The sequence below is a fragment of the Lysobacter enzymogenes genome (assembly GCF_023617245.1).
Taxonomy (GTDB): Bacteria; Pseudomonadota; Gammaproteobacteria; order Xanthomonadales; family Xanthomonadaceae; genus Lysobacter; species Lysobacter yananisis.
On sequence record NZ_CP067396.1, the window covers coordinates 4,589,614 to 4,607,876 of the forward strand.

At 69.5% G+C, this 18,263-nt stretch carries 18 protein-coding genes and 1 pseudogene; 6 read left to right on the forward strand and 13 right to left on the reverse strand.

All coding sequences use genetic code 11. The features are described from left to right. Nucleotides 1-29 precede the first annotated feature (29 nt). From JHW41_RS18990 to JHW41_RS19010, 5 genes are all read right to left on the reverse strand, one after another. Nucleotides 30-1,169, reverse strand: a complete 1,140-nt coding sequence (locus tag JHW41_RS18990; protein ID WP_250444700.1) for an XVIPCD domain-containing protein — start codon at nt 1,167-1,169, stop codon at nt 30-32. Further along, nucleotides 1,166-1,729 carry a hypothetical protein gene (locus JHW41_RS18995; RefSeq protein ID WP_250444702.1) on the reverse strand — a complete coding sequence of 188 codons (564 nt, stop codon included), beginning with the start codon at nt 1,727-1,729 and terminating at the stop codon, nt 1,166-1,168. The genes JHW41_RS18990 and JHW41_RS18995 overlap by 4 nt, the downstream gene beginning before the upstream one ends. A 117-nt stretch (nt 1,730-1,846) precedes the next feature. Further along, entirely contained in the window at nt 1,847-2,782 is a 936-nt protein-coding gene (locus JHW41_RS19000) for an aspartate carbamoyltransferase catalytic subunit (protein WP_250444704.1), read from the reverse strand. Between the two features lie 76 nt (nt 2,783-2,858). Then, nucleotides 2,859-3,347 carry a Holliday junction resolvase RuvX gene (gene ruvX, locus JHW41_RS19005; protein ID WP_057946573.1) on the reverse strand — a complete coding sequence of 163 codons (489 nt, stop codon included), beginning with the start codon at nt 3,345-3,347 and terminating at the stop codon, nt 2,859-2,861. Beyond that, complete coding sequence (locus JHW41_RS19010; RefSeq protein WP_057946572.1) at nt 3,344-3,910, reverse strand: YqgE/AlgH family protein; 567 nt, start codon at nt 3,908-3,910, stop codon at nt 3,344-3,346. Before JHW41_RS19010 ends, ruvX begins: the two co-directional genes overlap by 4 nt. A gap of 180 nt (nt 3,911-4,090) precedes the next feature. On the opposite strand from JHW41_RS19010, the pseudogene JHW41_RS19015 reads away from it, so the two are divergent. Continuing rightward, a pseudogene (locus JHW41_RS19015) lies at nt 4,091-4,595 on the forward strand (DNA-3-methyladenine glycosylase I); the annotation flags it as partial. 665 nt (nt 4,596-5,260) lie between these two features. Continuing rightward, nucleotides 5,261-7,084 (forward strand): DUF4153 domain-containing protein, encoded by a 1,824-nt coding sequence (locus JHW41_RS19020; protein WP_250444706.1) that lies wholly within the window; start codon nt 5,261-5,263, stop codon nt 7,082-7,084. A gap of 166 nt (nt 7,085-7,250) precedes the next feature. Here JHW41_RS19020 and JHW41_RS19025 read toward each other — a convergent pair whose 3' ends face one another. The 3 genes from JHW41_RS19025 to JHW41_RS19035 are packed head-to-tail and all read right to left on the reverse strand — an operon-like array spanning nt 7,251 to nt 10,593. After that, a complete protein-coding gene (locus JHW41_RS19025) occupies nt 7,251-8,324 on the reverse strand; it encodes a Rieske 2Fe-2S domain-containing protein (RefSeq protein ID WP_250444708.1) in 1,074 nt (357 codons plus the stop codon). After that, on the reverse strand, nt 8,321-9,436 hold the full coding sequence (locus JHW41_RS19030; RefSeq protein ID WP_250444710.1) for a hypothetical protein: 1,116 nt from the start codon (nt 9,434-9,436) through the stop codon (nt 8,321-8,323). The genes JHW41_RS19025 and JHW41_RS19030 overlap by 4 nt, the downstream gene beginning before the upstream one ends. Beyond that, nucleotides 9,433-10,593: an ATP-grasp domain-containing protein gene (locus JHW41_RS19035; protein WP_250444712.1), complete on the reverse strand. Its 1,161-nt coding sequence runs from the start codon at nt 10,591-10,593 to the stop codon at nt 9,433-9,435. The genes JHW41_RS19030 and JHW41_RS19035 overlap by 4 nt, the downstream gene beginning before the upstream one ends. A 406-nt stretch (nt 10,594-10,999) precedes the next feature. Here JHW41_RS19035 and JHW41_RS19040 point away from each other — a divergent pair, with 406 nt between their 5' ends. Then, the gene (locus JHW41_RS19040; protein WP_250444714.1) at nt 11,000-11,905 is read left to right on the forward strand and encodes a hypothetical protein; all 906 of its coding nucleotides are present in this window, start codon (nt 11,000-11,002) and stop codon (nt 11,903-11,905) included. A 124-nt stretch (nt 11,906-12,029) separates the two neighbouring features. Here JHW41_RS19040 and JHW41_RS19045 read toward each other — a convergent pair whose 3' ends face one another. The 3 genes from JHW41_RS19045 to JHW41_RS19055 all read right to left on the reverse strand — a co-directional run bounded on the left by JHW41_RS19045 (nt 12,030) and on the right by JHW41_RS19055 (nt 15,016). Continuing rightward, nucleotides 12,030-12,512 carry a hypothetical protein gene (locus tag JHW41_RS19045; RefSeq protein WP_250444716.1) on the reverse strand — a complete coding sequence of 161 codons (483 nt, stop codon included), beginning with the start codon at nt 12,510-12,512 and terminating at the stop codon, nt 12,030-12,032. Between the two features lie 186 nt (nt 12,513-12,698). Further along, nucleotides 12,699-13,865 (reverse strand): PilT/PilU family type 4a pilus ATPase, encoded by a 1,167-nt coding sequence (locus JHW41_RS19050; protein WP_057946566.1) that lies wholly within the window; start codon nt 13,863-13,865, stop codon nt 12,699-12,701. Between the two features lie 113 nt (nt 13,866-13,978). Further along, nucleotides 13,979-15,016 carry a type IV pilus twitching motility protein PilT gene (locus tag JHW41_RS19055; RefSeq protein WP_057946565.1) on the reverse strand — a complete coding sequence of 346 codons (1,038 nt, stop codon included), beginning with the start codon at nt 15,014-15,016 and terminating at the stop codon, nt 13,979-13,981. 178 nt (nt 15,017-15,194) lie between these two features. Between JHW41_RS19055 and JHW41_RS19060 the strand changes: the two genes are divergently transcribed. Next, nucleotides 15,195-15,887 (forward strand): YggS family pyridoxal phosphate-dependent enzyme, encoded by a 693-nt coding sequence (locus JHW41_RS19060; RefSeq protein ID WP_250444718.1) that lies wholly within the window; start codon nt 15,195-15,197, stop codon nt 15,885-15,887. 30 nt (nt 15,888-15,917) lie between these two features. On the opposite strand, the gene JHW41_RS19065 is transcribed toward JHW41_RS19060, so the two are convergent. Further along, nucleotides 15,918-16,547: an HAD family hydrolase gene (locus JHW41_RS19065; protein WP_250444719.1), complete on the reverse strand. Its 630-nt coding sequence runs from the start codon at nt 16,545-16,547 to the stop codon at nt 15,918-15,920. Between the two features lie 119 nt (nt 16,548-16,666). Between JHW41_RS19065 and proC the strand changes: the two genes are divergently transcribed. Both proC and JHW41_RS19075 read left to right on the forward strand, forming a co-directional pair. Further along, nucleotides 16,667-17,503, forward strand: coding sequence for a pyrroline-5-carboxylate reductase (proC, locus tag JHW41_RS19070; RefSeq protein ID WP_250444721.1), 837 nt, complete (start codon nt 16,667-16,669; stop codon nt 17,501-17,503). Further along, nucleotides 17,500-17,961, forward strand: a complete 462-nt coding sequence (locus JHW41_RS19075; protein ID WP_138884742.1) for a DUF4426 domain-containing protein — start codon at nt 17,500-17,502, stop codon at nt 17,959-17,961. The genes proC and JHW41_RS19075 overlap by 4 nt, the downstream gene beginning before the upstream one ends. On the opposite strand, the gene JHW41_RS27385 is transcribed toward JHW41_RS19075, so the two are convergent. Next, nucleotides 17,928-18,125 (reverse strand): DUF6053 domain-containing protein, encoded by a 198-nt coding sequence (locus JHW41_RS27385; protein ID WP_428995571.1) that lies wholly within the window; start codon nt 18,123-18,125, stop codon nt 17,928-17,930. The two genes, JHW41_RS19075 and JHW41_RS27385, sit on opposite strands and share 34 nt — an antisense overlap. Between the last annotated feature and the right edge of the window lie 138 nt (nt 18,126-18,263).

Here is an 18,263-nt window from a genome sequence, read left to right on the forward strand (position 1 = left end):
CCGGCCGCTTGCCGCCGCGTCGCCGCGGTTCACGGGGCGAATTTGGGCCCGTTCTTGCCAGGGTCGCCAGGATCGCGCGCAGGCTCCGGATGCATGATCGGCACTTGCTCGGACTGAGCAGCACTAATCGCGCCCACTTGTTGATAGCGCTGCTCCGCAGGAACCGAAAGCGCTTGCGCCGTAGGCATGTGCGCGCGATTCGCATACGGGTCCGGCGATGCGTTGGGGCCCGCGCGGAAAAGATGCAGGATCTCGCCCTCGCCAAGCGGACCGCTCGCCTTGTTGAACGCGAGCAGCGGAGCGTCCTCCAGGGTGAATCCCTTTTCCTTGGCCATCGCCAAGGCGCTGGCGGTTAATCGTTCGCTCCGGTCGTCCCAGGTTTTTCCGGACTGCCGGTCCAACGCGCGTACTCGCCCGCGAAGGTGTTCGAGCAAGCCGCTGTCCGGATGTCCCGGATCGCGCGGATCGCCCCCAGGACCGGAATGCGCGCGCGCCAGCTTGGGCTCGATATATGCCGCGTAGTCCCTCAAATAAGCGTCGCGATGGGTGATGAAGCCGTCGCGATTCATATCCGCAGGCGGGTTGTTCAGGCTATACGGCGCGTCCGCCACTTTTGCCGCAATCCGCTCGACCACTGCGGTTTCATCGAGCCTCCCCGCTCTCCAATCTCCGTAGCGCGCGCCCAATTCGACTTCGTTGAGATAGCCGATGGAGCCGAACGGCTTGCCGCCCTTGAACGCTTCGACATTCTCCAATTCCTTGAAGATGGGGAATGCGTTGAAAATCGCTTTCGCCTCGAGTGCGGCGCGATACTCGACGTATTCGTCGGCGCTGCGCCCGATAAAGGGAATGGAGCCGGTGTTGTATCGGTCGTGACCGATTTCGTGCGCGAGCGTGCCGAACATATGGCGTTGCGGCCACTGCGACGCATCCGGAGCGAGCATTCCCGTCCAGACGTCGCGATCGACGATGATCCTGGGCGGGCTCTGCGGGGAATAAAACGGAAGACCGCTCCCCGGCCTCTGGTCGATCATGCCGCCCCGGGCGAAAAACCCGGCGAATCCCGCGGCGGCGGTCGGCGACTCGAGTATCCATCCCTGCATCGCCGCCGGCAGCTGCTGAAACCGCGGCTCGTCCTGCAAACGCCGACGCGGATCGTCCCCGTTCATTGCCGGGGATCGTCGAACGGATAAATGTTGATCGAGTCGATGCACCGATACGTGGACGGGGTCGTCGTGAATTCGACCCGCACTCCCGCGCCTTGCGCCTGGTATGTCTTTCCGCGATCCACGCCGTGCGCATCCAGCGTCGCCTCGCCCCGCGCCCCGATCCATCCGGCGGCCAGTTCCGGCGATACGCAAGGTTCGGCCGCAACGCCGATATCGATCTGACCGCTCAGCTCGCCTATCCAGGCGGAGCTCAGAACGTTGCCATCCGCGAGCTTCACCGGGCCCTCGCCCGAGAACTGCCGCGCCTGGAGCGGCTTCATGAAGAAAGACCGGCGCAATGCGGCCGCCACCTTCTGCTTGCCGGCCTCGCCCTCGAGCGGCCAACGCAACAGGTTTTCGAGGGTCGTGACGCCGGCGGACCCGGCCGCGAGCGGGCGCGTGGAAGCGGCCGTTACAGCCGTGCCGCAGGATGTCGGGCCGCAGACGCCCGCAATCGCGACAAAGGCAAAAGCCCAGCGCTGCGGCACAAAGCTTGCGCACATAAAAGCCATATATTTCAAGCCCTTCCTGTCCTGTGCAGTTTCACGCTAGCACAAAACCCAAAAGAGCCAGGATGCAACGCGCATCGCCTCCGCAGTACGAGTGCCGATCCGCGCAAGCGCCCTCGCGCCGCGCGCTCACCCCTTGAGCAACGCCTCCAACACCGCCATCCGCGCCGCCACGCCGTTGGCGACCTGGGTCAGGATCAGCGATTGCGGGCCGTCGGCGACTTCGTCGGTGATCTCCACGCCGCGGTTCATCGGGCCGGGGTGCATCACCACCGCGTCGGGCGCGGCGCGCTTGAGCCGCCCCGCGGTCAGGCCGTAGTCGCGGTGGTAGTCGTCGAGCGAGGCCACCAGGCCTTCTTCCATGCGCTCGCGCTGCAGGCGCAGCATCATCACCGCGTCCACGCCCTCCAGCGCCGCGTCGAGGTCGTGGCCGACGCTGCAGCCGTCCAGGGTGCCGTCGTCGGGCAGCAGCGAGGCCGGGCCGACCGCGCGGATCTCGGCCGCGCCGAGCGCCTTGAGCGCCTGCAGGTCCGAGCGCGCGACGCGCGAGTGCTTGATGTCGCCGACCATCGCCACGCGCAGGCGCGAGAAGTCGCTGCCCTTGGCCTGGCGCAGGGTCAGCATGTCGAGCAGGCCCTGGGTCGGATGCGAGCTGCGGCCGTCGCCGGCGTTGACCAGGCAGGTGCCCGGGCGCGCGTGCGCGGCCAGTCCGGCGACCGCGCCGTCCTCGCGGTGGCGGATGACGAAGCCGCGCACGCCCATCGCCTCGATGTTCTTGAGCGTGTCCAGCGCGGTCTCGCCCTTGCTGGTCGACGAGGTCGAGGCGTCGAAGTTGAGGATGTGCGCGCCGAGCTGCTGCGCGGCCAGCTGGAAGCTCAGGCGGGTGCGCGTGGACGGCTCGAAGAACAGCGTGCACACCGCGATGCCGGCCAGCGCGCGGCTGTCGTAATGGCCCTCGGCGAAGGCCTGGGCGCGGATCAGCAGGGCGTCGAGCGAATCGCGCGAGGCATCGCGCAGGCTGAGCAGGTGGCGCGAGCCGCCGTCGGCGGAAACGTAGGTGGTCATGGGCGGTGCGGGCGTGCGGGGAACGTGCGGGGAAAAAGGGCCGAAGTCGGCGCGGCTCGTGCGGGCGGCGCCGAAGTCAGGAGTGCGGGACCTGGTCGATGTCGGTGGCATCGTCCGGCGCGGCCAGCCAGCGTTCGACGATCACCGCCGCGGCCACCGCGTCCAGCGCCTCGGCGTCGCGCCGGCGCTTGCGGCCTTCGGCGCGGTCGGCGGCGAAGCGGTGCGCGGCCTCGACCGAGCTGGAACGCTCGTCGACCAGCACCACCGGCAGCTTGTAGCGCACGCGCAGCTGGCGGGCGAAGGCGAGCGCGCGTTGGCGCGCGGGCTGGTCGCCGCCGTCCAGGGTCATCGGGTCGCCGACGATCAGGCCGTCGGGGCGCCATTCCTTCTGCAGGCGGTCGATCGCGCCCCAATCGGGGCTGGCGCCGTGCACGTCGATCACCGCCAGCGCGCGCGCGCCGTGGCCGAACGCGCTGGCCACGGCCACGCCGATGCGGCGCGAACCGACATCGAATCCGAGGACGGTGCCGTCGCGTCGGATCTCGTCGGAGGCGCCTGCGCTCATGCGTGTCCGGCGTAGTCGGCCAAGTGGGCGAAATCCACGCCGATGCGGCCGGCCGCGGCATGCCAGCGCGCGTCCAGCGGCAACTGGAACAGCAACTCGGCGTCGGCCGGCGCGGTCAGCCAGTCGTTCTCGGTGATCTCGTGTTCGAGCTGGCCCGAGCCCCAACCGGCGCAACCCAGCGCGACGATGGCGTGGTCGGGGCCTTCGCCCTTGGCCATCGCCTCGAGAATGTCGCGCGAGGTGGTCAGGAACAGGTCGTCGGCGATCGCCAGGGTCGAATCCCAGCGCGTGCCGCCGTCGTGCAGGACGAAGCCGCGCTCGGGGTGGACCGGGCCGCCGGCGAGCACGATCTGCGCGCGCAGGGCCTCGTCGCCGCCTTCCACGCCCATCTGCCCGAACACTTCGCCCAGGGTGTACTCCGACGGGCGGTTCACCACGATGCCCATCGCGCCGTCGTCGTCGTGCTGACAGATCAGCGCGACGCTGCGCGAGAAATTGGTATCGGCCAGCGCGGGCAGCGCGATCAGGACCTGATTGGCGAGGGGCGTGGGCATCACGGTCATGGGGCCATTCTAGCCTGCCCGGCCGTTAAGCGGGGTCCACGGGCGGACCGGGGCCGCCAGAACGCGACTTGCGGCCGGTTCGGGACGATGAGCGCGGAAACGGCCCGGGCCTGGATTCGCCGCCCGCGCGCCTCGACAATCCCAGGCCATGCCGCAGCGCGGCGCGCCACGAGGCTTTCCATGTCCGGCTACTGCGACCTCGCCCCCGGCCACCCGGTCCACGGCGACTACCACGACCGCGAGTACGGTTTCCCGCAACGCGAGGAATCCGACCTGTTCGAGCGCCTGATCCTGGAAATCAACCAGGCCGGCCTGAGCTGGGAAACCATCCTGCGCAAGCGCGAAGGCTTCCGCCGCGCCTACGGCGGTTTCGACGTGGACACCGTGGCCGCCTACGGCGAAGCCGACCGCCTGCGCCTGCTCGAGGACGCCGGCATCATCCGCAACCGGCTCAAGGTCGACGCGGCCATCCACAACGCCCAGGTCGTGCAGCGCCTGCGCGCCAGCCACGGCGGCTTCGCGCAATGGCTCGACGCGCACGTGCTGCACGAAGGCGAGCCGCGCGACAAGGCCGGCTGGGTCAAGCTGTTCAAGCAGACCTTCCGCTTCACCGGCGGCGAGATCACCAACGAGTTCCTGATGAGCCTGAGCTATCTGCCGGGAGCGCATCGCGAGAGCTGCCCGGCGTATCGGCGGATCGAGCGGATCGGGCCGTACTGGAAGCGCACGCAGCAGGCCGCGGCCAAGGCGGGCGCGAAGCGCACGGCGGCGGGCGTTGCCGCGGCGAATGCGCAACAGGCGCCGGCGGCGAAGTCGGCGAAGAAGCAGGCCGCTACGGTGGGTGTGGCCCCGCCTGCGAAGGCGGTGGCGAAGCGGGCTGCGACGAAGGCGAAGAAAGCCGCGCCAGGCAAGGTCCGTCCGCGCTGATCGCTATAGGTCTGCGGATGCGGGTCTGCGCGGCGGCGATCCGAAGGCTCGGCGGCGCGGCTTCGACGCTCAACTGACAGCACCCCCGATCCGTCGTTCCGGCGAAAGCCGGAACCCATTTTGATCTTGCTTCGCAACGCTTCGGCTTGGTCAACGCAACAGCAACAGCAAAATGGATTCCGGCTTTCGCCGGAATGACGGGCCGGAGCTTTCGCCGGAATGACGGGCCGGGGCTTTCGCCGGAACGACGAACTGGCTCCCAATCGCACCGCCCCGATCGCACCACCCCGACTTCATCGCCCGCTCACCCAACCGCCACATCCTCCGCTCGCTCAACCGCGCCATCCTCGACGCCCCTATCCGCACCAACCCGCACCACCGGCCGCGCCCGAGCGCCGGCCCGAACCGATGCAAAGGACCCGCATGACGCCCGACGCCAACGCCAAATCCGATTCCGTTCCCGCGCCCGCCGCCGAACTCGACCGCAACACCCGCGGCTTCATCGTCGCCGTCGCCCTGCTGCAAGGCCTGCTGCTGTACCTGGCGCGGATCGGCACCGGCTTCGGGCTGGAACTGGAAGTGAGCTGGTACGCGATGGTGCTGTCGGTGCCCACGGCGATGCTGCTGTCGGTGCAGCGCCTGGACGACCGCCGTTTCTGGAGCAACGCCGGCCTGCTCGCCGCCGTCTACCTGCCGCTGTCGCTGTGGGCCGGCTGGAGCGCCACCGGCGCGCCGGACCTGAGCGAGGCCACGGTGCTGGGGCCGTTCGCGGTCAGCCTGGCGATCGGCCTGTTCGTCGCCCTGCCCTACCTGCAATGCCGGCTCAGCCACGGCCGCTGGCGCGCGCCGTATCGCGAACTGTTCGAGCACGGCTGGCAGAACGCGCTGACCCTGATCCTCACCGCCGCCTTCGTCGGCATCTGCTGGGCGGTGCTGGGGCTGTGCGCGGTGCTGTTCAAGCTGATCGGCATCGAATTCTTCGCCGACCTGTTCACCACCCGCAGCTTCGTCCACCTCGCCACCGGCACCATGGTCGGCCTGGGCGTGCTGGTCGGCCGCACCCAGCACCGTCCGGTGCAGATCGCGCGGCAGATCCTGTTCGCGATCTTCAAGGGCCTGCTGCCGCTGGTGGCGCTGATCGCGCTGCTGTTCGTCGCCAGCCTGCCGTTCACCGGCCTGGAGGCGCTGTGGAAGACGCGCTCGGCGACCTTGATCCTGATGTGTCTGATCGCGACGGTGGTGCTGTTCGTCAATGCCGTCTACCAGGACGGCGAAGGCGAGCCGCCGTATCCGCGCTGGCTGCGCGGCGTGGTCGACGCGGCGCTGCTGACCCTGCCGGTGTTCGCCGCGCTCGGCCTGTACGCGCTGAGCCTGCGCATCGGCCAGTACGGCTGGACCGGCGAGCGCTTCTGGGCCGCGCTGGCGTCGGTGGCGCTGAGCCTGTACGCGCTGGGTTATGCCGCGGCGACGCTGCGCCGCGGCGGCGGGCAATGGCTGGGCGGATTGCGCCGGGTCAACGTCGCGGTGTCGCTGGTGCTGCTGGCGCTGGTCGCGGCGGCCAATTCCTGGATCCTCGATCCGCATCGCCTCGGCGTCGGCTCGCAGCTCGCGCAACTGGCGCGCGGCAAGGCCGAACCGGCCAAGTTCGACCTGGGCTACCTGCGCTTCGACAGCGGCCGCCGCGGCTACCAGGCGCTCAATGCGCTGAAGCGCGACCCGCGCTTCGCCGCGACCGCGCCGGCGGCGCACGCCAATCTCGAACGCGCGCTCGCCGCGACCACGCGCTGGGAGTACCGCATCGAAAGGCGCGAAGCGCCGAAGACCGACACGCCCGCGCAGGCGCTGCAGCGCATCGCCGCGGCCAAGGACGTCGGTGCGATCGATCCTGCCTGGCTCGACGCGGTGGTCAAGCAGACATTGAAGACGCCGGGCTGCCTCGACGACGACGGCGCCTGCGCGCTGGTCGCGCCGGATCTCGATCGCGACGGCCAGCCCGAGTACCTGCTGTGCAACGTGCGCGACTGGGGCAACCGCTGCTACGCCTATGCGCGCGACGCCGACGGCTGGCGCCGCATCGGCGAGAGCTATCTGTCGCAGTCCGCGGACGGCTTCAAGGAGCGGCTGCTCGGCGAGCCGGTGCAGGTGGTGCCGCGGCGCTGGGGCGACGTCCGCATCGGCGCGCAGGGCAAGCTGATGCGCCTGGACCCGGTTACGGACTGCGAAGGCAAGAAGGACTGCGAGCCCTGAGCGATCGTGCGCGGGCGCCGTCCGGGCGCTCGCGCGGGGCCGCGTCGCGCATATGCGGGGCTTTCGGGACGAGCAGTATCCGCCGCTCGCGACGCCCGCCTCGCGCGGCGCCGGCGATTCACGGCATCAGCGCCTCACGTCGGTCGGGGCCCGCCCCAGCCCCGACTCACAGCGTCAACGCCACGTCCTTCGCCTGCGCATCCGCGGGTGGCGCGCCGTGGTTCCAGAACGCCTCCACCCACGGCCGCACCAGATCGAGCTGGGTCGAAGCGCCGCGCACCGCGCCGAAACGGCGCAGATTGTCGGATTGCAGCGCCAGCATGCGCGCGTCCTGGTCGTTGACCCGCTTGAGCAGCGGCCACACCAGCGCGCGCACCAGCCACGCCGGCGCCCAGCGGTTTTCGACGTGCAGGCTCGCGAACACCGAGGTCGTCGCCGCGTCGACCGGCGCGAAGTGCAGGCTGATGCGGACGATGCCGCCGTTGGCGTAGCGGTATTCGATCTGCGCGCTGCCGGGCGCATCGAACAGCGCGCGCTCGCTTTCGCGCGGCGATTCGAACAATCGGTACAGCAGGCCCGATTGCTGGGCCTGGCCGAGGTAATCGACCGCGAACCCCTGCGGCGACGGCACGAAGCGCGCGGTCGCCGGCCGGCGCGCGCCGCCGCGCCGGACCAGGCCCGGATGGATCCAATGCGTGTGCAGCGGATCGAGGAAGTTCTCGATCGCATCGACGATGTGCGCGCGCCACTGCGTCTGCCACAGGAAGCGGCGCGAGCCGGGCGGATTGCGCCGGACCATCGCCGGCAATTCGCCCTCGTCGCGGCCGTCGGGCCGCAGCCAGATCAGGCCGTCGTGCTCGCGCACCGCCGCGGCGCGCACGCGCACCTGCGGCAGCGCCGCGTCGGCCGGCATCCCGGGAATCTCGCACAGCCGGCCTTGCGCATCGAAACGCCAGCCGTGGTACGGGCACGACAGTCCGCCGTCGCTACAGCGTCCCTGCGACAGCGGCGCATGCCGGTGCGGACAGCGGTCCTCCAGCGCGAACGCGCGGCCGGCGCCGTCGCGGGCCAGCGCGTACGGCCGGTCGAGCAAGGTCGCCGCCACCGGCGCGGCACGCAGGCGCTCGCCGCACAACACCGGGAACCAGCGCGCGGCGTGCGACGGGTGCCAGCCGCCCGCGCGCACCGCGTCCCGCATCGCGCGGGCTTCAGCGGGATCGTTGCGGTCGTCGGGCGTCATAGTTCGAATCTTCGCATGATCGGCACCCCGGCCCGGCGGGTCAGCGCCGACAGCCAGCCCAGCGCGCGCTGCGTGCGCGCCGGCAGGTGGCGGGCGTAGACCGCGCTGTACTCGATGCTCGGCTGGCCGCCGCGCAGGCGCTTGAAGCCGGCCGCGCCGGCGCTGAAGTTGATCGCATCGCCGCTGGCGATGGCGCGTTCGAACGTGGTCGCGGTCAGCAGCCGGTACAGGCCCAGCCGCTGCGGCTGGTCGGTGTCGTAACCGACGATCGGTGTGGTCAGCGTGCGGCCCTGGCGGAACACCCCGGCGATGCACATCAGTTGCCCGGCCTCGTCGCGGAAGCCGTCCAGCTGCAACAGCCCGGCGCGATGCCAGCTGCGCACGAAGGCCTCGGTGTAGCGCGGATTGCAGCGCGAATAGCGATCCATGTACAGCCGCGCGTACAGCCAGGCGATGCGCGCGTAGTCGGCTCCGCCGATGTCGCCATCGCCGGCGCGGTGCGGCTGCTTCCGCGCCAGACGCAGATCGATCTGCAGATTGTGGCGGCGCTGCGCCAGCGCGGCGACGTCGCGGAACAAATACACCTGCCGGCTCGGGATCAGCAGGAAGCCCAGGCGCTCGCATTCCTCCAGCCAGTCGGCGTGATCGTCGCGATTGAGCGAGCGCAGCCACACCGCATGCCCGGGCCAGCGCTGCAGCGCGCCCTGCAGCAGGCGCTGCGCGCAACCGATCCGCCAGCGCGGATACAGATTGGTCGACAGCCACCAGTTGTTGATCGCCACCGCGCGGTCGATGCGCGCGCCGCGCAGCCAGCGGTCGAGGCCGCGGCCGGCGGCGCGGATCGGCGCGCCCAGCAGCGCCGGCGCGTAGCGCAGCGCTTCCTCGGTGGCGTAGGCGCCGTAGGTGGTGCGCGGCGAGCAGACCCAGGCGTTGTCCTGCGCCTCGCCGTCGTCGATGCTGACCGGATAACTGCGCTCGCCGTCGTCGATCAACTCCGCATGGGTATCGAGATTGGCGACCAGTGCGCGCGAATCGGCGCCGACGTGGATGCGCGCGAACGCGTGCGCGCGCTGGGAGAACGTTTCGTCGGCGACGCGCGCGGCGGCGTTCACAGGTCCGGCAACTCCTCGCCGTCCCATTCGATGTCGCGCGTGGCCGCCTCGCGCAGGCCGCCGCCGCGGCGCAGCGCGCTGGCGGCGTAGGCGCCCAGGTCGGCCAGCCCGCCCAATGGCGGCAGGCGGTCGCCGGCTACCGACAGCACGTCGTCGGCGCGGCGCCAGTCGCGCAGCCACGCGCGCGCGCGGCCCTGCGCCAACGCCTGCGCCAGTCCCGCGCCGAGCATCACCGGCGCCAACATGCGCGGCCGCGCCGGGCGCGCATCGACGCAGGCGATGTCCGCGCCGAGCAACGCCGCCGGCAGGTCGTCGCCGGCGCCGAACAGATGCACGCCGCTGGTCGCGCGCGGATTGCATTCCAGCACCGTCGCGCTGCCGTCGTCGCCGACGATCCAGTCGAACGAGATCTGTCCGGTGTAGCCGATCTTGGCGACGAAGCGTTCGACGAAACCGCGGATCGTCGCGTTCGGCGCGGGCTCGAAATAAAAACTGGAACTGCGGCTGAGCCGGTATGTCGGACGGTAAACCGAATGCGCGAGCAACCGGCCGCGATCGGCGACGCTGTAGGAGCACAGCTCGGTGCCGGCGTGGAAACGCTGCGCGACCCACGCCTGCGCCAGCGGCAGCGGCGCCGCATCGGCCGGCATGCCTTGCGGATACAGGCGCACATGCACGCCGAAACGCGAATACTCGGGCTTGAGCACCAACGGCCGGCCCGCGGCCCAGGCGCGCGCCTGCTCGAGATCGCTTACCTCGGCGCTGTCGGGCACGTTCGCGCCGCAACCGCGCGCCAGTTCGAGGAAACGCAGCTTGCTGTGCAGCTCGCGCAGCTTGTCGAACTCGTCCACCAGCACGCGCACGCCGGCCGGCAGCGCGCCGCGATAGCGCGACAGCCAGAATGCCTCCTCGCAGGTCGGCACGACCAAGTCGATGCGGCGCTGCGCGACGATGCGGGCGAGGTCGGCCGCGAAGCGCGCCGCGTCGAAGCGCGGGCCGGCGATCGGCTCGCTCGCGCCCACCGCGTTCGACCAGCCCGACAGGCGGCAGGACACGCTGTCGGCCACCATCGCCCCAACCCGCCCGTCGCGGCGGAAGCGGCGGGCGATTTCGAGGGCGGCGGGCGCGCGGGCGCCGAGAACGAGGACGTTGGGCATGGCAGCGCGGCGGAGTGGACAGGCGGACACGACGCGCGCGACAGCGGCGAAACGACCGGACGGCCGGCAAGCATCGAAGCATGTGACCGTGTTGGCAAGTCTTGCGACGGCTTGCGTTGCACGGCCGCGCACGCCGCCAGCGTATTTTGCGAGCGGCCGCGTTCAAGAACCGCAACGGCGAACGCCGGATCGCCGCCCGTCGCCGCAGACGCCCGCGCCGGCCACCGTCAGCGGCGATAGTTAGTCTTCGAAACCAAGGACTTAACCAGCGCCGCACCTGCCGCACCGACCATGCTGGGGTCCGCCCCAGGTACTCCCGCGCCACGCCGGCCTGCTAGGGTCGGACCGCTGAAAACGCTTTCCCTGCGCGCCGGCACGGCCGGACGCCCACCAGGAGGGTTTTCCCATGGCCGACGCAAGCTCGGGAGTCTCCGGCTCCGACTCTTCCCAGAACGCCCAGAACGCCGCCGACCGCGCCGCCGAAACCGCAGCGGCGCAACAGGCCGCAGCCGATAAAGCCGCCACCGAAGCCGCGGCCGCCGCCGCGCTGAATTCCGTGCAGGCAGCGCCGGTCGACCTCAGCATCTCGCCCGCGGCGATCTCGCAACTCAGCGCCATGACCGTGGACACGGTGCCCAGCCTGTCCTCGCTACAGACGCTGGGCGGCGTGCCCACCGCCGCGACCTACGCCGACATCGCCCAGGCGACCGCCACCCCGACCACGCCGGCGGTCACCGAATACAACGCCTGGTCGGCGAGCTTCAGCATCACCCCGAACGACCCGGCCACGGTGGAAACCGCGCCGCTCAGCGCCGTCTCGATCAACGTCGGGTTGAATCACGTCGGCGACATCAACGCCAACCTCGAAGCGCGCATGGGCATCGCCCCGGCGCAGGTCACCTTCGCCGGCGCCGTGAGCTATACCAACGGCGTCACTACCTACGGCCTGAGCGGCGTAGCCGGCCCGTTCGGCGGCATCGCCGACCCGAATTACGGGATCACCGCCACCACCGCGACCGAACTGGATTTTGGCAAGCTCGGTCTCAGCCTCAACGTCAATGCGAACGCCGACGGATTCACCAATGGCAGTTTCAACGCCAACTACAGCACACCACTGTCCGAGAACTGGACCGGCTCGGCCGCCATCAGCGTCAGCGCAGATCGAAACGGACCGACTGCCGTCGACGGCACCATCGGCGCCCATTACAACTCCGGCGGCGCTTCGCTCGGGGTGACCGGGAGCGGGCGGGTGGATACGCGGACCGGCGATGTCAGCGGTGGGGCGAAATTCAATCTGGGGATCAAGTTTTGAGTTTGCTCGCCATCGCGGCAAACCGAATCAATCGATATGTCTGTCGTTACGATGACTGGAACGCGGATCTGATCCACTCGATGAAACGATGCAGGTGCGCTGTCCTGCCTGTGAAGCATCCGCCTCAGTCCTTACATTTGTCGGACGACGGCATCTCGGATACATCAGCCACTACGAAGCGAGAAATGTCGCCGGGGCGATGCTTCTCTACCCAGGCCTTGGCAGCATCCACGTCGGGACGAAAAACCCAGCGGAAATCCCTCCATTTCCCCGGGCCGCCCTGAGCGCTTCCGGCATGGAGATAAAGATCCGTGACGTAAACGATCTGCCCGGGCTCGACCCGAAAAACCGGGATGGTCCGATCCCTGCAGAAACGCAGTTCGTAGCTGGCCCCTTGCACCAGGTTGCCTGTGGCGTACCACGCGACCGACGACAGGCCGATGGTTTCCTCGCCCTTCGATACGCCCAGAAAGTAGCCGTCCACCGGCTGCGAGTTCATGCGCGCGGGGATGAAGCCGTGGAAATCGAAAGCCCCGCCTTTCATCTTTCCAGGAAAAGCATAGATCGCGACATTTTCGACATTCGCATGCGCGCCGATCAACAACAACGAATTCTTGCTCCAATCGATGCGATCCAGGTTCGGCGCCTATGTGCCGCCGGACAGCCCTATCGCCATGATCGATGCCAGCAGCCTCACGCGTCCCTCCTTAGCCGTTGCAAACCGACGAGCCGGTACAAAAAAACGCCAGCTTTCGCTGGCGTCTTCGGAAAATCAGCTGGATGCGGCCGAGCCTCACCGCACCTCCGCCACCTCAACCCCATCCAACCCCTGCGACAAGGTCCGCGCGTCGCCGCCCTGCGCCAGCTTGATCCGCAGGCGCACTTCGTTCTGCGAGTCGGCGTAGCGCAGCGCGTCCTCGTAGCTGATCTCGCCGCCCTGGTAGAGCTCGAACAGGGCCTGGTCGAAGGTCTTCATGCCCAACTGGGTGGATTCCTTCATCAGCTCCTTGAGCTTGTGGATCTCGCCGTCGCGGATGTAGTCCTGCGCCAGCGGGGTGCCGAGCAGGATCTCCATCGCCACGCGCCGGCCCTTGCCGTCGGGGGTCGGGATCAGCTGCTGGGCGACCACGCCCTTGAGGTTCAGCGACAGATCCATCAGCAGCTGGTTGCGGCGGTCTTCGGGGAAGAAGTTGATGATGCGGTCCATCGCCTGGTTGGCGTTGTTGGCGTGCAGGGTGCACAGCACCAGGTGGCCGGTTTCGGCGAAGGCGATGGCGTGGTCCATGCCTTCGCGGGTGCGCACCTCGCCGATCATGATCACGTCCGGCGCCTGGCGCAGGGTGTTCTTGAGCGCGGCTTCCCAGCTGTCGGTGTCGATGCCGACTTCGCGCTGGGTGATGATGCAGCCCTCGTGCCGATGCACGAATTCGATCGGGTCTTCGATGGTGATGATGTGGCCGGTCGAGTTCTGGTTGCGGTAGCCGATCATCGCCGCCAGCGAGGTCGACTTGCCGGTGCCGGTGGCGCCGACGAAGATGATGATGCCGCGCTTGGTCATCGCCAGCGTCTTGATGATCGGCGGCAGGTTCAGTTCGTCGACGCTGGGGATCTTGGTCTCGATCCGGCGCAGCACCATGCCGACCTGATTGCGCTGGTAGAAGCAGCTCACGCGGAAGCGGCCGACACCGGTGACGCCGATGGCGAAGTTGCACTCGTGGGTCTTTTCGAACTCCTCGCGCTGCTGCGGGCTCATCACGTTGAGCACGAGGTCGCGGCTCTGCTGCGGGGTCAGCGGGTTCTGGGTGATCGGGGTGATCTTGCCGTGCACCTTCATCGACGGCGGCATGCCGGCGGTGATGAACAAGTCCGAGGCGCGCTGGTGCGCCATCAGCTTGAGGAAGGAGGTGAAGTCGATCGCGCCGGAGGCGGTGGTCGGGTTGGACGGGGCGGGCGTGTTCATGCGGCTACCTCCTCGGGAGGTCGATTACGGCGGCGTGGATCGCCGGGGGGATGGGTTCGCGGCAGGGCGCGGCGTCGAGGCGGCGGCGCGGGGCCGCGCCGCCGGATGCGGCGTCACTCGAACAGGCGCTTGTCCTTGGCGTATTCCTTGGCCTGCGGGCGCAGGATCAGGCCGCGCTTGACCAGGTCCTGGAGGTGCTGGTCCAGGGTCATCATGCCGTAGGCCTGGCCGGTCTGGATCGCCGAGTACATCTGCGCGACCTTGTCCTCGCGGATCAGGTTACGGATCGCCGGGATGCCGACCATGATCTCCCAGGCCGCGGTGCGGCCGCCGCCGACCTTCTTCAGCAGCGCCTGCGAGATCACCGCGCGCAGCGATTCGGACAGCATCGAGCGCACCATCGGCTTCTCGCCGGCGGGGAACACGTCGATGATGCGGTCCACGGTCTTGGCCGCCGAGGAGGTGTGCAGGGTGCCGAACACCAGGTGGCCGGTTTCCGCCGCGGTCAGCGCCAGGCGGATGGTTTCCAGGTCGCGCAACTCGCCGACGAGGATGTAGTCGGGGTCTTCGCGCAGCGCCGAACGCAGCGCCTCGTTGAAGCCGTGCGTGTCGCGATGGACTTCGCGCTGGTTGATCAGGCACTTCTGCGAGGTGTGCACGAACTCGATCGGGTCTTCGACCGAGAGGATGTGCGCGTACTCGTTCTTGTTGATGTGGTCGATCATCGCCGCGAGCGTGGTCGACTTGCCCGAGCCGGTCGGCCCGGTCACCAGGATCAGGCCCTGCGGCTGCTCGATCAGCTGGCGGAAGATCGGCGGGCAGCCCAGGTCCTCCAGGCTCAGCACCTCGGAGGGAATGGTGCGGAACACCGCGCCGGCGCCGCGGTTCTGGTTGAAGGCGTTGACGCGGAAGCGCGCCAGGCCGGGGATCTCGAACGAGAAGTCGACTTCCAGGAACTCTTCGAAGTCGCGCCGCTGCTTGTCCGACATGATGTCGTACACCAGGGCGTGGACCTGCTTGTGGTCCAGGGCCGGGATGTTGATCCGGCGCACGTCGCCATCGACCCGGATCATCGGCGGCAGGCCGGCCGAAAGATGCAAGTCGGATGCTTTGTTCTTTACCGAAAACGCCAGAAGTTCGGCGATATCCATGCGTGCTCCCCGCACTGCTCTAGGACCCGCCTCGCGGGTCCGGAAAAACCAGCCACTTGGTTCCGCTGCCGTGGAACGGCCCGATCGCAACCGTAAAGCTGGAACCAAACCACCCCCAAGAGGCAGTATAGCCCCGCAACGGCTGCGCCGTTCCACCCTTTCTCACAGGATTTCCCGCGTGCACGAGCACGTCCTTCACGACATCTTGCAACAGTTGCGCGACGCGGCGCACGACGTCGGCCGGCCGGTTCCTCGATTGCTTGCGGTCAGTAAGACCCAGGATGAGACCGCGGTCGCGAATCTGGCGCTGCAGGGCCAGGACGCCTTCGGCGAGAACTACGTTCAGGAGGCGGCCGGCAAGCGCGCGGCCATGGCCGCCACCGCCGTGGCCGGGCGGGCGCTGGAGTGGCACCTGATCGGCCACCTGCAATCGAACAAGGCCGCCGAGGCGGCGGCGCTGTTCGACTGGGTGCACACCGTGGACCGGCCCAAGCTGGTCGCGGCGCTGGCCCGCCACCGCGGCGCGGACGCGCCGCTGAACGTGTTGATCCAGGTCAACATCGACGACGAGGCCAGCAAGCACGGCTGCCGCCCCGACGAGGTGCCGGCGCTGGCCGCGGCGATCGCCGCCGAGCCGGCGCTGCGCCTGCGCGGTCTGATGGTGATCCCGACCCCGCACGCCGAGCCCGAACAACGCCGGCCGTCGTTCCGACGCGCCAAGGCCCTGTTCGACGCCCTCGCCGCCGACCGTGCCGGCGTGGACACCTTGTCGATGGGGATGAGCGACGACTTCGCCATCGCCATCGCCGAGGGCGCGACCCTGGTGCGGATCGGCACCGCCCTGTTCGGCGCGCGCGCGCGGCCGGCATAACCAGCGCGGCGGCACGGCGGCGCGGGCGCCTCAGTCCGCCAGCCGCTCCACTTCGGCCAGCACCTGGGCCAAACCGGCGATCGTCTCTTCCCGGGCGTCGCCGCCCTCGCGCCGCAGCCATCGGCTGTGCATGCCGAAGTCGCGCGGCCCCAACCAATCGTCGGCGCGGGTGTCGCCGATCATCAGGACCTCGGCCGGCGCGCATCCCAGGCGTTCGCAGACGTGGGCGTAGATGGCGGGATCGGGCTTGACCGCGCCGACTTCGAAGCTCCAGGCGTAGGCATCGAGTTCGAACGGCAACAGCGCGCGCACCGGCGGCGCGTAAGGCGCGGCCAGGTTCGAGCACAGTCCCAGCCGCAGGCCGCGCGCCCTCAGCGCTTGCAAGGTCGCGGCGGTGTCGTCGAACAGGCGCACGCTCGCCAGCTCGGCCTGCAGGTCGCGTTCCAGCGACGCCAGTTCCTGCGCGCCGAGTTCGGCGCCCAGCAAGGCCGCGGCGCCGGCCAGCCCGACATCGCGGCTCATGATCCGCGCCGCGTCCCCGGCCTGGCCGTGCCGGCCGCGGGCTTCGAGCAAGCCGACCAGGCGGCGGAACGGACGGCGGCGTTCGCGCATGTACACCAACGTGCCGAACACATCGAACACCACGGCCCGTATCGCCATCTTGCGTCGCCTCGCGGTAAAACCGCAGCCTAGCCGATCCGTGCCGACGCGCCGACGCGCCGGGCCGGCCGGGGCCGAATTGCTATCCTGCGCGGGTATTCACTCTTGCCCGACCCGCCATGTCCGACGCCACGCCCCCCTCCTCCGCGCCGATCGCCTTCGTCGGCGGCGGCAACATGGCCCGCAGCCTGATCGGCGGCTTGATCGCGCGCGGCGCCGATCCCGCCCGCATCCGCGTCGCCGAACCCGTGCCGGCACTGCGCGACGCGCTGGCGCGCGACTTCGGCGTGCCGGTGTTCGAGCGCGGCGAGGACGCGGTCGAAGGCGCGCAGGTGTGGCTGCTGGCGGTCAAGCCGCAGGTGATGCGCGAGGTCTGCGGATCGCTGGCCGCGCAGGCGCGCGCGCAAGCGCCGCTGGCGATCTCGATCGCCGCCGGCATCACCGCCGGCCAGCTCGACCGCTGGCTCGGCGGCGGAGCCGCGGTGGTGCGGGCGATGCCGAACACGCCGGCGCTGCTCGGCGCCGGCATCACCGGCCTGTATGCGAACGACGCGGCGCGGCTGCGTTTCGACCAGGCCGCCGAGCTGCTGTCGGCGGTCGGCCCGACCGTGCGCATCGACGACGAAGCGCAGATGGACGCGGTCACCGCGGTCTCCGGCAGCGGCCCGGCGTATGTGTTCCTGCTGGCCGAGGCGATGCAGCAGGCCGGCGAGGCGCAGGGCCTGGACAGCGACGCCGCGCGCGCGCTGGTCGTGCAGACCTTGCTCGGCGCGGCCACCATGCTGCGGGACAGCGAGGAATCCGCGGCGACGTTGCGCGCGCGGGTGACCTCGCCCGGCGGCACCACCCAGGCCGCGGTGGAGACGTTCGAAGCCGGCGGCCTGCGCGAACTGGTCGCGCGCGCGATCGCTGCGGCGACCGAGCGCGGCCGGCAACTGTCGGCGGCCAACGAGTGAGCCGCCGCGTATTGGCGGCGCTGGCGTTGGCGTTGCTCGCCGGCTGCGGCCGCGATCCTTCGGTACCGCCGAGCCAGGGCAACGCCGCCGGCAGCGAGACCGTGCGCCAGGGCGATGTGTATCTGCACGTCACCGCGGTGCAGACCGACAAACTGCCCGAACAGGTGGTGCGCCGCTACGGCGCCCAGCGCGATGCGCGCACGGTGCTGGTGGTGATGTCGCTGCGCCTGGGCGACGGCGCGGACGCCAAGGCACTGACCGCGCAGCGGGTCCAGGCGACCGCGACCGACCTGCTCGGCCGCAAGCAGACCCTGGCGATGCGCGAGATGCGCGACGGCGAGTTGGTGGACTACGTCGGCACCGCGCAGGTGGCGCCGCCGGATACGCTGCGTTTCGAGGTGTCGATGGACACCGGGCACGGCATTCATCCGGCCAAGTTCAACCGCGATTTCTTTTGAGCGTGTTGTGGGAGGGTCTGCGGGCCCGAGGCTTTTCTTTTATCCGGCGCGACACCGCGATCTGAGCGAACAGCGTCGGGGCTGAAGCCCCTCCCACAAGAGCAGGCCGATGCGCGACCGGCCGTTGTGGGAGGGCCTTCAGGCCCGACGCTTTTCTGTCCGATGCGACATAGCTATCCGAGCGAAAGGCATCGGAGCTGAAGTCCCTCCCACAAGAGCAGGCCGATGCGCGGCAGGCTGTTGTGGGAGGGCCTTCAGGCCCGACGCTTTTCTATCCGATGCGACGCTGCCAGCTGAGCGAA